Consider the following 12,458-nt stretch of genomic DNA (forward strand, 5'->3'; position numbering starts at 1 on the left):
TCACTCCCGGTCGTCGGCGGAGACCGACGAGCGCCGCCGCGTGACCAGGAACACCGCGCCGGCCAGCACGACCACACCGGCCACGATCCCGCCGATCAGCCCGCCGTTGACGCCGCTCGAAGAAGCGGCCTGCGGCTTCTCAGTGGCCGTGACGGGCGCCATCGTCAGATACGAGTGCACGCCGTACTGGAACAACAACGACCCGTCGGGGTCGGGCTGCGGGGTGAAGCCGGTCCAGCGGTCGCTCCGGTAGGCGACCAGGTCGTTGTAGTAGTAGGTGATCGCGTACGCCGCGTCGTCGTAGACCAGCTGCTGCATGCGCTTGGCCAGTTCGGCGCGCTTCGCCTGGTCGGTCTCGCCGGCCTGCTGCTCGTAGAGCTCGTCGTAGGCGGGGTTGCAGTAGAAGGAGTCCGACAGGTCGGCGTAGATCGCGTCGCCGTCCTTGTAGCTGCGCTTGCCGCAGGTGAACACCGACATCTGGTAGTCGGGGTCGGGTTCGACCACCCAGCCCCACTCGAACATGTCGTAGTCGCCCTGGCCGATCACCTCGGTGAGGGTGTCCTCCGACATCACCTTGACGGTGACGTCGATGCCGATCTCCTTCAGCCAGCTCTTCACGAACTCCGCGGTGCTCTGCGAGTCCTGCGACTCCTGTCGCGCGTACAGCCGCAGCGCGAACCGGGTGCCGTCGGCCTTCTTCGGATATCCGGCCGCGTCGAGGAGCTGGTTGGCCTTGGCCAGGTCGAAGTTCTGCGGGACGGGCGGCGTGTAGTGCAGCAGCGGGTAGACCGGCGGGATGAAGGTGTCACCGGGCGATCCGTGCCCGTTGAGCACCCGGTCGACGAGGGTCCGCCGGTCGATGGCGTGCGAGATGGCGAGCCGGACCTGCTTGTTCTTCAGCGCCTCGTGGCCGTCGCCGATCGGAGTGCCGTCGGCCAGGGCCGCGCCGGTGTTGAAGGCGATCTCGTTGAAGCCGGAGTACTCCGAGCTGCGCGTCGTCACCCCGGGCTTGTCCTTGAGCGAGTTGAAGACGTTGCTCTGCAGGTCGTAGGCGAAGTCGATCTCACCCCGGACCAGCGCCTGCGCCTCGGCGTCGGCGTTGGTGAACACCCGGAAGACCAGTTCGTCGAACTTCGGCGCGCCCCGCCAGTAGTTCTTGTTCGCGGCGAACCGGAGGTACTGCCCCTTGCGCCGCTCGACGAGCTGGAAGGGCCCGGAGCCGACGACCGGCTGACCGTTCTGGGGTTCGTTCGCGTACGACTTGACCGCGTCCCCGTCGACGTCCTTCCAGACGTGCTCGGGCAGGATCGGCACGGCCAGCCGTTCCATGATGGGGGTCGGCTTCTTGACGTGCAGGACGAGCGTGGTGTCGTCGGTCGCCTCGGCCTTGTCGATGTTGACGACGTAGTTGCCGTAGTTGGTCTGCTCGAAGTCGCCGTCGATGATCCGGTTGAAGGTGTACGCGGCGTCGCGCGCGGTCAGCGGCTGCCCGTCCGACCACTTCACCCCGGATCTGATCTTGTACGTCCACGACTTCTTGTCCGGCGCCTCGCTGTAGGACTCGGCGAGGGACGGCTGGGGTGAGACGTCCTTGGCGCTGGAGGTGGTCAGGTAGTCGTACATGAGCGCGTAGGTCTCGTAGGCCTCCACGACGATGCCCGTGAACGGGTTCGTGGAGTCGACGTCCGACTGGATCCCGATCGTGAAGGTCACTTTCGGGGCGGCGGGCGTCGGGCTGAGGGGGGTGGACAGGAGCCCTCCGGCGAGTGCGAAGGTCAGTGCTTTGATGACGAAATGGTGCATATCGTCCTCCGGGGGCGGGAGTCGCTCCAAATCGGTACTGTCCTGCCATGACACACCCGGTAGTGCACAAACTGCACGGCATCGAGCGGATCGACGACCACGCCTGGATGAGAGACCCCGTGGCGGTACGAGACGTGCTCATCTCCGAGCGGCGGCGCTACGAGTCCCGGATCGCCCACACCGCCCCCTTTCGGCAGCACCTCGCAGCCATAATGGCTGGACGGACGCCTGAGACTGAGTCTTCAGTCAGTTGGCGTCATGGGGCCTTTGTCTACTACACGCAGATTGACGCCGGAAGAGAGTTCGGCGAATTCAGACGAAAGCGTGATGCTTGCGACCAGGTCCTGCTTGACCTCGACGCGTTCGGCGACTACGTCGAACTGGGTGTGCGCGAGGTGTCGCCCGACGGGCGCTGGCTGGCCTACTCGATCGACGTGACCGGCGACGAGGTCTACGACCTGCGCTTCCGCTCTTTGGAAACGCTGGAGGACCTGCCGGTGAGCATCGCCGGCACCTATTACACGGGCGGCTGGGCCGACGGGTGGTTCTACTACACGGTGGTGGACGAGGTGTACCGCCCCTGCGAGGTGCGCCGCTACGACATCTCCACGGGCGCCGACGAGGTGGTGCTCCGCGAGGGCGACCGCCGGTTCGAGCTGACCGTGCGGGCGACCCGGTCGGGCACCCATCTGCTCATCACCGCCGCCAGCCGTGACACGACCGAGGTGTGGTCGGTGGTCGACGGGGTGCCCGAGTCGGTCGGCGGGCGCTGTCCGGGCGTCGAATACCGCTGCGACGCCACCCTCGACGGCCTGGTGACCTGGACCGACGACGGGCACTCGGAGTTCCGCGTGGTCGGCGTGCCGCCGCTGCCCGGGGAGCGCATCCTGTCGGTCGACTGCTTCGACGGCCACCGGGTGCTGACGCTGCGCCGGGGCGGCGACCCGCTCCTGCGGGTGCTCGGCGACGACGGGACGTCGTACGAGGTGCACCCTCCCGTGCCCTGCGGGCGGATCGCCCTGGTGCACAACGAGGAGTACCTGACCGATTCGGTGATCTTCGAGACGGGGTCGTACAGCGAGCCGACGCAGTGGTGGCGGCTGACGCTGGCGTCCGGCGTACGGAAGCTCCTGAAGGAGAACCCCCGCCACGACGGCTACGTGAGCGAACGCCTCTGGGCCCCCGCCCCGGACGGCGCGCTGATCCCCGTCACGGTGGTGCGCCGCGCCGACGTGCCGCTCGACGGCACCGCCCCCTGCCTGCTCTACGGCTACGGCGCCTACGAGGCGGTCTTCGAGCCGACCTGGGACGCGGCCCTGTCGGCCTTCCTCGACCAGGGCGCGGTCTTCGCGCACGCCCACGTCAGGGGCGGCGGCGAGATGGGCCGCGCCTGGTGGCAGGCCGGCCGCCTGTCCCGCAAGCCGACGACGTTCACCGACCACATCGCCGCCGCCGAGTTCCTGCTCGACGGCCACGTCTCGAAGATCGCCACCCGGGGCCTGTCGGCCGGCGGCCTCCTCCAGGCCGCCGTGTACGGCATGCGCCCCGACCTCTGGGCGGGGGTGGTGGCCGAGGTCCCCTTTGTCGACGTCGTCACCACGATGCTCGACGACACCATCCCCCTGACGGTCAACGAGTGGGAGGAATGGGGCGACCCCCGCCGGTTAGAGGACTTCACCTGGATGCTGGCCTACTCCCCCTACGACAACGTCCCGAGCGGCGACCTGCCGCCGCTGCTGGTGACCGGCGCCGTGAACGACCCACGCGTGCTGGTCCACGAGCCGGCCAAATGGGTGGCCAGGCTCCGCGCGAACGGCGCCGACCCGCTGTTCCGGGTGGAGGTGGAGGACGGCGGCCACTCCGGCCCGACCGGCCGCTACGCCCGCCTTCACTACGAGGCGGAGATCTTCTCCTTCGTCCTGGAGGCGCTGAAGAAGACGTGAACGACCCCGCCCGCGAGCAGCCCCCAGAACGCGGCCCCGACCCCGAGGAAACCGACGCCTGAGGCGGTCACCAGGAAGGTGATGATGGCCGCCTCCCCCTCGACGTTCCTGATGGCCGAGGTCAGCGCCCCGAGCAGGGCCAGCCCCGCCACCCCCTGGATGAGGATCGGCGGCGACTGCACCACGAACGAGGTCGCGACCGCCGCCGACAGCCCGAGGGCGATCATGGCGACCCCCGAGGTGGTGGACGCGATCCAGCGCCGCGCCGGATCGGGCTCGGCGTCCGGCCCGGCCGACAACGCCGCCGAGATGGCGGCGAGGTTGACGGCGTGCCCGCCGAACGGCGACGCGGCGGCCGACGCGATCCCGGTGACCCGCAGCGCCGCCGCCAGCGGAACCCGATAGCCGAACCCCGCCATGACCGCCATCCCCGGCACGTTCTGGGACGCCATGGTCACCAGGAACAGCGGCACCGCGATCGAGACCACCCCCTGGACCGTGAACCGCGGGGCCGTGAACGCGAGTTGCGGCCACCCGGCGTCGACGGGCGCGGCGATGAGCACGACCGCGACCACCAGCGCCGCCGGGACGGCCCACGTCCGGGCGAACCGCATCAGCACCAGCCAGACCAGCACGACCGGGATGGCGAGCGCCGGAACCTGGACGACCGCCTGCACCGGCGCCAGGCACAGGGGCAGCAGCACCCCCGCGAGCATGGCGGCGGCGATCGGCTGCGGGATCGTCGCGATCCACCGCCCGAGCGGCGTGAACAGCCCGGCGACCACGATCAGCGCCGACGAGACGAGGAACGCCCCGACTGCGGTGGCGAACCCGCCCTCGACCGCCCCGGTGGAGGCCAGCAGGGCCGCGCCGGGCGTGGACCAGGCGACGACGATCGGCATCCGATAGCGCAACGAGAGCCACATGGAGCAGGCCCCCACGGCGAGACAGGCCGCGAGCAGCCCGGAGGCGGCCTGGGCCGGGCTCGCCCCCACGGCCTGGAAACCGCCGAGCAGGATCGCGAACGAACTCGCGAACCCGACGACGGCCGTGACGATGCCCGCGACGATGGGCTGGACCATGGGCGTTCCTCCAATCGTTCCGTAAACGGAACGCTTCCCGCGTGAGGGAGGATAGCCGACGTGGACGCCCAAGAGATAGGCCGCCGCCTCCGCGACCTCCGCGAGGCGAAGGGCATGTCGTTGTCGGCCCTGGCCAGGGCGGCCGGGGTGGGGAAGGCGACGATGTCGGGCCTGGAGACCGGGACGCGGAACCCGACCATGGAGACGTTGTGGAAGGTGACGGCGGCCCTGGAGGTCCCCCTGACGGCCCTGCTGTCGTCACCTGCGGTGCTGCCCGACGTGGCCGTCGAGGGGCGGCTGCTCGAATCGTTCACCGACGCGACCGTGACCTACGAGCTCTACCACCTGGTCATCAAGGCGGGCGGCGCGCAGATCTCCCCCGCCCACGGCCCGGGGGTGACCGAACACCTGACGATCTTCAGTGGCGTGGCCGAGGTGGGGCCGGAGGCGTCACCGCTGACGGGCGGGCCGGGCGACCATCTGGTGTGGACGTCGGACACGCCGCACCTCTACGCGGCGAGGGGTCCGGAGGACGTGCAGGCGAGTCTGCTGATCCGCTACCCCTGAAGGGTCTCCCGCAGCTCCCGCTTGAGGATCTTCCCCAGCGAGTTGCGCGGCAGCGCCTCGACGACCTCCAGCCGCTCGGGCAGCTTGTAGGAGGCGATCCCCTGGTCGCGCAGGAACTCCACCAGTGATTCGAGCGTCACCGACGTGTCGGGCTTGGCCACGACCATCGCGCACGCCTTCTCATTCAGCACCGCGTCCGGATATCCCACGATCGCCACCTCGGCCACGGCCGGATGCCCCGCGAGCAGCGCCTCCACCTCGGCCGGCGCGATGTTCATCCCGCCCCGGATGATCAGGTCCTTGGCCCGGTCGACGTACCGCAGATAGCGCCCCTGCGCGAGCTCGAACACGTCGCCCGTGACGAGATACCCGTCGTCGTCGAACGGGTCGGCCTCGGCCGTCCCCGCCAGGTATCCCGCGAACACGGTCGGCCCCGACAGCCGCAGTTCCCCGGGCACCCCTTCCTCGGTGACCTCGATCCCGTCGTGCGAAAACAGCTTCACCGACGTCCCGCCGAGCGTCCCCGGCCACGAGGTGCCGGGAGCGTCGGGACGCGGGAAGTAGCGCGCCCGGTCGTCGGGGTCGGGCATCGTCTCGGGGTCGGAAAGGAGCGCGATCCCCTCGTTCGAGCCGAAGAAGTTGATGATCGCGATCCCGTGCTTCTCCTGCCAGCCGCGCACCATCGGCGGCGGCAGCGGCGCGGATCCCGACCCGATCCGGGTGAGGGACGAGATGTCGAACTGCCCGAGCACCTCGGGCTTGTGCAGCAGCATCGTCAGCAGCGCGGGCGGCGCGAGCGTGTAGGTCACCCGCTCGGAGGCGACCTGGGTCAGGTAGACCGGCAGGTCGAAGGGGTGGTGCTGGATGAGGGCGAAGCCGGTCCGCAACCACGGCATGAAGACGCCGCCGATCCCGGCCATGTTGACCATCGGGAACGGGTTGAGCACCACGTCGGAGGGCCCGAGGCCGACCGCGTCGGCGCAGGTCCAGCCGACCGCGCCCCAGTCGTAGTGGCACCGCGGCACCCCCTTGGGCGTCGCCTCGGTGCCCGACGTCCAGCAGATGGTCACGCAGTCGTTGGGGTCGACGTTCAGCGCGGCGAGGTGGGCGGCGAGCTTCCCGGCGTCGCCGGTGGCGGTCTCCAGGTCGCCGCCCCATTCGAGGACCGTCTCGACCCCGATCTCGTGCACGACCTCCGCCCGGTCGGCCGACGTGACGAACACCGACGCGGAGGCGAGGGGGGTCAGCTGGGCCAGCTCGTAGCGCCGGAACTGTACCGGGAACGGTGTCACGATCGCCCCGACGCGCACCACGGCGAGCACGGTGACGGCCAGCTCGACCGAGTTCGGTAACTGGACGGCCACGACGTCGGAGGCGGTGACCCCGCGGTCGACGAGGACGGCGGCGACCCGGTCGACCTCGGCGTCGAGCTCCTGCCAGGTCAGCCGCTTGACCTCGGAACCGGCCATGAGGGCGGGCTTGTTCGGGGGGTCGGCCACGGCGAGGGCGGCAGGCCGTTCGGCAACGCGAGCCCGCAACATCCCGTCAATGGTGTCGTCAGTCCACCACCCGGCGGAGGTGTAGCGCTCGACGACATCTTTCGCGTGCAGCCTCATACCGGACTCCCGGACTCTTTGATTGTGCCCGGAACATTAGGCAACCCGGTCCCCAGGGTCAACGAGTTTCGGTTGATTCGTGTGGGTTAGGCGGAGGAGATCAGAAAGGAGGCCACGGATGGACCGCCGCACCACCGTCGAGCCGGATCAGGACCTGGACGTGATCACCGTGCTGACCCGTCAGCACGCTCTGATCAGGGATCTGTTCGATGCCGTGGAGCGCAGTCAGCCCGCCGACCGCAGGGAGACCTTCGGGAGGCTGGTGCGGCTGCTGGCCGTACACGAGGAGGCCGAGGAGGTCGTCGTGCACCCGGTCGCGCTGGCCCGCCTGAACGGCGGGGCAGAGATCGTGGCCAACAGGAGGAGGGAGGCAGGGCACGTCAGAGAGCTCATCAGAACCGTCGATCCGGATTCCCCCGATTTCACCCGCGACCTGGAAGTCCTCCGCGCGACGGTGTTCGCGCACGTCACCGCGGAGGAGAGGTACGAGTACGCCGCCCTGGACTCGGTGACCAGCGCGGCCGAACGCCATGTCATGGCCGAAGAGGTGAGGGAGACCTTCAGGCACTGATGTCGAAGTGCACCTCGCGGCGGGCGAGCACGCCGCCGCAGGCGGTGCACAGCAGGACGGGAGCGAGCCCGGCGCCGCAGGACTTGTGAGTGATGTCGAGTGTGGAGCCCGGTGGCGTCGGGAGCTCCCGCTGGGCCCAGGCGACGAGGAACGCGAAGACCTCGAAGAAGGCCAGGCCCCGCTCGGTGAGGCGGTAGCCCGACTCGCAGGTGCGGAAGACGCCGAGGTCGACGAAGCGGCGCAGCCGGTCGGTCAGCACCGACGGCGCGATGCCCATCTCGGCCTGGAAGTCGCCGAACCGCTTCACGCCCAGGAAGGCGGCGGCCAGCACGTGGGTGGACCAGCGGTCGCCCAGGATCTCCATGGCGTCGGGGCAGTAGCCGAGGTAGTCGGGGCGGGGGCCCGCGGTGCGGCGGTGCTGGCGGGGGGCGTGCGCGCTGGCGAAGGTGGCGTTGGGGCCGCGGACGGTGTGGGTGCCGCGGGCGGTCATCACGTTGAGGCAGTGGCCGCAGCCCAGCACGGGGCGCGACTCGTGGCCGCAGACGTCGTGGATGAGCGGGGGCAGCTCGCGGTCGGTCCAGTCGCGTTCCCACGAGTAGATCGCGACCAGCAGCGACCACAGGTCGAGACCGCGCTGGGTGAGCCGGTATTCGTAGCGGATCCGGCCGTTGCGGTAGGCGGCGGTCTCGAAGATCCCGCAGGCCACCAGCTCCTTGAGGCGGGAGGCCAGCACCGATTCGCTGATGCCCAGTTCGTCGCGCCAGCCGGCGAAGGTGCGGACGTGGAGGAGGAAGGCCCGCTGGAGGATCATCAGGACCCACCGGTCGCCGAGGATCGTCAGCGCCCGCCCGATGGGGGTGAGCCGCTCTTCGGCCGGGGCCGAAGGTGGTGCGACCGTCAGGGTGGCCTCAGGCATGAGATTCCTGACAGGTGGTGCTGTGCATGTTTCCCCGCGCTTACTGGATGAACCCGAATATCCCACTCTAAGGGCACATTGACGAGCTGACTTCTTTATCCGTAGCGTCACTGTATGAAAGTTCTGGACGAATCAGGCGAAGACAACCCATACCTCCTGGGGGTGTACGCGCCTGTCCAGGAGGAGCTCACCGCTGACCAGCTGGAAGTCGTCGGCGAGATCCCGAGAGATCTCAACGGCGTCTACCTGCGCAACGGCCCCAACGCCCGCTTCCCCATGCGGGGCCGCTACCACTGGTTCGACGGCGACGGCATGGTGCACGCCGTGCACTTCGAGAACGGCGCCGCCCGCTACCGCAACCGGTGGGTGCGCACGAAGGCGTTCGAGGCCGAGAGCGCGGCCGGCCGGGCGTTGTGGACGGGTGTCATGGAGAACCCCAAGGACAACCCGTTCGGCAACACGCGGGGGCTCAACCTGAAGGACTCCGCCAACACCGACATCGTGTTCCACCAGGGCCGGCTGCTCACGACGTGGTACCTGTGCGGGTCGCCGTACACGATGGACCCCCTGTCGCTGGAGACGCTCGGCGCGCAGACCTTCCTCGACACGCTGACCGGCGACGTGATGGCCCACCCGAAGGTCGACGAACGGACCGGGGAGCTGTTCTGGTTCGACTACGGGCCCAAACCCCCGTTCCTCCGGTACGGGGTGGTCGGCCCCCAGGGCACCGTCGACCACGTGGTCGACCTCGACCTGCCGGGCGCCCGGCTCCCCCACGACATGGCGATCACCGAGAATCACGCGATCCTCATGGACCTGCCGCTGTACCAGGACCTCGACGCCGCCCGCCGGGGGCGCTACAAGCTGACCTTCGACCGGTCGCTGCCGTCGCGGTTCGGGGTGATCCCGAAGCGCGGCCGGGCCGACCAGATCAGGTGGTTCGAGGCCAAGCCCTGCTACATCTACCACGTGGTCAACGCGTGGGAGGAGGGCGGCGAGATCGTCATGGACGTCTGCCGCGTCGCCCGCCCGGCCCCCAGCGGCGGCGGCAGCGTGCTCGCCCGCATGATCAGCTACCTCAAGCTCGACGCCCGCATGTACCGCTACCGCTTCGACCTGACCACGGGCACCACCTCCGAGGAGTACGTCGACGGCGACCACAACACCGAGTTCCCCTCGATCGACCTCCGGACGACCGGCCGCAGGTCCCGCTACGCCTACAACGTCTCCGTCAAACAGGCCCCCACGAACCTCTTCGACGGCCTGGTGAAGTACGACAACCTGACCGGCACGAAGCAGACCTACCACTTCGGCGAGCACCGCTACGGCAGCGAGGCCCCCTTCGCCCCCCGCGACGGCTCGGCCGGGGAGGACGACGGCTACCTGGTCACCTTCGTCACCGACGAGCGGGAGGGCCGCTCCGAGGTCCAGGTCCTGGACGCCTCGGACATCACGAAGGGCCCGGTCGCCCGGGTGCTGCTCCCGCAGCGGGTGCCCCTCGGCTTCCACGCCACCTGGGTACGGTCAGACCAGCTCCCCTGATCGTCCACGAACGAAGAACGGCTCCAGATGCTCAGCGTTTCCCTCGGCCTGTGGCAGGACCGGCCGGCCTCCGACGCCCTGCTCACCGCCAAGGCGGCCGACGACCTCGGCTATCCCGGACTGTGGATCGGCGAGATGGCCACCTACGACGCCTTCGCCCTCGCCACCGCCGTCGGCCTGGCCACCGAACGCATCGCCCTGACCCTCGGCCCCTTCGCGGTCGCGGTCCGCGACCCGATGATGATCGCCATGGGCGTGGCCTCGGTCGCCGACCTGGTCAAGCGGCGCGTCGACGTCGCGATCGGCACCTCCAGCCCGCTCGTGGTCGAGAAGTGGCACGGCCGTCCCCACGCGGGCTCGGCGCGGGCGCTGGCCGAGCAGGTGGAGGTGCTGCGCGGCCTGCTCGACGGCGAGAAGTCGGCGCACGCCCGCTCGTCGGGATATCGGCTCAGGCTCGACCCGCCGCGCTCGACGGTCACGGTCGCCGCCTTCGGCCCGCAGGCGGTGCGGATCGCCGCCACGGCCGACCGCATGGTCCTCAACCTGATCACCCCCGCGTCGGCCGCCCGGCTGATCGGCGACTTCCGGGCCGCGGGCGGCACGCGGGTGACGGCGTGGGTGACCGCCTCCGCGAGCAAGGACGCCGCCGCGATGGAGCAGCTCCGCCGTGGCGTCGTGGGCTACCTGGCCGCCCCCGGCTACGGCGAGATGTTCACCGAGGCCGGGTTCGGCGACGTCGTGGCGTTCGCCCGCACCCGCCCGCACCCCCGGGAGCTGCTCGCCGAGATCCCCGACGAGCTGCTCGAATCGGTCGGGCTGCTCGGCCCCACCGCCGAGAAGCGGCTGGCCGAATATCGGGACGCGGGAGTCGACGAGATAGCCGTGATACCCGCGAGCACCGACGACGACCCCGGCGGGGCCGCGACGCTCAGGGAACTGCAGGCTCTGGGCGCACGTTGAGGATCCATCGTCCAGTATTGAGATGCATCGCGAATGATCCGAAGGGGCCCCCATGTCGCCACTCGCCAAGTACTACGTCGGTGCGGGCATCGGTTCGCTGCTCGCCATCTGGCTGCTGCCCGGACTCATCTCGTTCCTGGTGGTGGTCGGGCTCCTCGGGGCGCCCGTCGTCGCCTGGTTCATGCTCGACGAATCACAGCGGCGGCGCATTCTTCGCCTGCGCCGCCGGGGCATCGGCCGCTAGCTAGGCCGCCGCGACCTGGGCGTGAACCCGGTCGGTGACCCGCCGTTCGAAGTAGAACGACAGGAACGGCACCGTCCCGGCGAGCATCACGCCCAGGATGTAGCCCCACGACCAGCGGGCCTTCAGGCCCAGGTTGATGGTGGCGACCAGATAGACCATGTAGAGGAAGCCGTGGATCGGCGAGATGATCTGCGACGGCCCGGGGATGTCGAACCCGTAGCGCAGGACCATCCCGGTCACGAGCACGAGCAGCATGCAGCCCACGATGTAGGCCATCACTCGAAACGGCTTGAGGGCTGATTCCACGGTCACGTCTCCGGCTCGGGTTCGGGGTCAACAGATCGTACGGTGTGGCGCGCGGTCTCTCTCACGGCGTCGCGGACGAAGTGGAACCACATGTAGACCGCGAACGCCGCGAAGATCCACCATTGGGCCGCGTAGGCCAGGTTGCGCCAGGTCAGCGCGGCCCCCTGGGTGGGGGCGGGCACGGCCACCGGGGTGGCCGACAGGGCGGGCGTCTGCTCGGTGGCCACGACGAAGCCGTCGCGCACGTCGCCCGTCCACAGGTTGATCAGCTCGGCCGTCGAGACCGTGGCGACCTGCCCGGCGGGCAGCGTGCCACCGCGCTGGACCGCGTCGGACTGGTCGGGCGCCCGCAGCCGGCCGGTCACGCTCACCTGACCCGCCGGGACGGCCGCGGCGGGGTCGTCGGGGGAGGCCACCCAGCCGCGTACCACCGGCATGGTCGAGCCGTCGGTGAGGGTCAGCGGGGTGAGCAGCCAGAAACCCTGGCCGGCCGAGGCGCGGCCCCCGGGGGCGGCGACGTCGGGCTCGCGGTCGGCGACCAGAAGCTGCGCGCCGGCGTCGTAGGTGCCGGTCGCGGTGACCCGGCGGCCGATCTCGTCGGCGGTGACGCGCTCACCGGGTTTGCTGAGCTCGGTCAGCGCGACGGGGGCCGGGTCGGCGGCGGCCCGGGGTTGCCCGGAGTCGGTGAAGACGCCGAGCTGCCAGCGGCCGAGCAGGACGAAGGCCACCAGAACCCCGATCACCAGCAGGTGGAGGCCCACCAGCCGGGGAGCGAACAGGGTGCGCAGCATGACTCACAAGGTATCCGCCTTGCACACCGGTCCCGGCCATGGGGCCGGATTCCGCAAAACTAGCAATAACGACATATTGGTGTCTCGTGGGCATGGTGTGTCGCTAGAGTTCGTGAC

The 12,458-nt window shown here is 69.8% G+C and carries 12 protein-coding genes; 6 read left to right on the forward strand and 6 right to left on the reverse strand.

The window, feature by feature from the left end; translation table 11 throughout:
- Nucleotides 1-1,803: an ABC transporter substrate-binding protein gene (locus GT755_RS21870; protein ID WP_161481518.1), complete on the reverse strand. Its 1,803-nt coding sequence runs from the start codon at nt 1,801-1,803 to the stop codon at nt 1-3.
- A gap of 47 nt (nt 1,804-1,850) precedes the next feature.
- Here GT755_RS21870 and GT755_RS38660 point away from each other — a divergent pair, with 47 nt between their 5' ends.
- Nucleotides 1,851-3,746 (forward strand): prolyl oligopeptidase family serine peptidase, encoded by a 1,896-nt coding sequence (locus GT755_RS38660; RefSeq protein WP_202610337.1) that lies wholly within the window; start codon nt 1,851-1,853, stop codon nt 3,744-3,746.
- Here GT755_RS38660 and GT755_RS21880 read toward each other — a convergent pair.
- Nucleotides 3,695-4,828 carry a benzoate/H(+) symporter BenE family transporter gene (locus GT755_RS21880; protein WP_202610338.1) on the reverse strand — a complete coding sequence of 378 codons (1,134 nt, stop codon included), beginning with the start codon at nt 4,826-4,828 and terminating at the stop codon, nt 3,695-3,697. The two genes, GT755_RS38660 and GT755_RS21880, sit on opposite strands and share 52 nt — an antisense overlap.
- A gap of 60 nt (nt 4,829-4,888) precedes the next feature.
- Between GT755_RS21880 and GT755_RS21885 the strand changes: the two genes are divergently transcribed.
- Nucleotides 4,889-5,395: a helix-turn-helix domain-containing protein gene (locus GT755_RS21885; protein WP_161481519.1), complete on the forward strand. Its 507-nt coding sequence runs from the start codon at nt 4,889-4,891 to the stop codon at nt 5,393-5,395.
- Here GT755_RS21885 and GT755_RS21890 read toward each other — a convergent pair.
- Nucleotides 5,386-7,011 carry a class I adenylate-forming enzyme family protein gene (locus GT755_RS21890; RefSeq protein ID WP_161481520.1) on the reverse strand — a complete coding sequence of 542 codons (1,626 nt, stop codon included), beginning with the start codon at nt 7,009-7,011 and terminating at the stop codon, nt 5,386-5,388. The two genes, GT755_RS21885 and GT755_RS21890, sit on opposite strands and share 10 nt — an antisense overlap.
- A gap of 118 nt (nt 7,012-7,129) precedes the next feature.
- On the opposite strand from GT755_RS21890, the gene GT755_RS21895 reads away from it, so the two are divergent.
- The gene (locus GT755_RS21895; protein ID WP_161481521.1) at nt 7,130-7,582 is read left to right on the forward strand and encodes a hemerythrin domain-containing protein; all 453 of its coding nucleotides are present in this window, start codon (nt 7,130-7,132) and stop codon (nt 7,580-7,582) included.
- Here GT755_RS21895 and GT755_RS21900 read toward each other — a convergent pair.
- Nucleotides 7,572-8,498, reverse strand: coding sequence for a winged helix-turn-helix transcriptional regulator (locus tag GT755_RS21900; RefSeq protein ID WP_161481522.1), 927 nt, complete (start codon nt 8,496-8,498; stop codon nt 7,572-7,574). The genes GT755_RS21895 and GT755_RS21900 overlap by 11 nt on opposite strands.
- A gap of 114 nt (nt 8,499-8,612) precedes the next feature.
- Between GT755_RS21900 and GT755_RS21905 the strand changes: the two genes are divergently transcribed.
- From GT755_RS21905 to GT755_RS21915, 3 genes are read left to right on the forward strand one after another with little or no spacing between them, the layout of a single operon-like run.
- Nucleotides 8,613-10,040 carry a carotenoid oxygenase family protein gene (locus GT755_RS21905; protein ID WP_161481523.1) on the forward strand — a complete coding sequence of 476 codons (1,428 nt, stop codon included), beginning with the start codon at nt 8,613-8,615 and terminating at the stop codon, nt 10,038-10,040.
- A 27-nt stretch (nt 10,041-10,067) separates the two neighbouring features.
- Entirely contained in the window at nt 10,068-11,000 is a 933-nt protein-coding gene (locus GT755_RS21910) for an LLM class F420-dependent oxidoreductase (RefSeq protein WP_161481524.1), read from the forward strand.
- A 52-nt stretch (nt 11,001-11,052) separates the two neighbouring features.
- Nucleotides 11,053-11,244 carry a hypothetical protein gene (locus tag GT755_RS21915; protein ID WP_030451175.1) on the forward strand — a complete coding sequence of 64 codons (192 nt, stop codon included), beginning with the start codon at nt 11,053-11,055 and terminating at the stop codon, nt 11,242-11,244.
- Here GT755_RS21915 and GT755_RS21920 read toward each other — a convergent pair whose 3' ends face one another.
- Both GT755_RS21920 and GT755_RS21925 read right to left on the reverse strand, forming a co-directional pair.
- The gene (locus GT755_RS21920) at nt 11,245-11,556 is read right to left on the reverse strand and encodes a DUF3817 domain-containing protein (RefSeq protein WP_034383168.1); all 312 of its coding nucleotides are present in this window, start codon (nt 11,554-11,556) and stop codon (nt 11,245-11,247) included.
- On the reverse strand, nt 11,553-12,341 hold the full coding sequence (locus GT755_RS21925) for an SURF1 family protein (protein WP_161481525.1): 789 nt from the start codon (nt 12,339-12,341) through the stop codon (nt 11,553-11,555). The genes GT755_RS21920 and GT755_RS21925 overlap by 4 nt, the downstream gene beginning before the upstream one ends.
- Nucleotides 12,342-12,458: the final 117 nt, after the last annotated feature.

Origin of the sequence: Herbidospora solisilvae, assembly GCF_009901565.1 — a bacterium.
GTDB classification, from domain to species: Bacteria; Actinomycetota; Actinomycetes; order Streptosporangiales; family Streptosporangiaceae; genus Herbidospora; species Herbidospora solisilvae.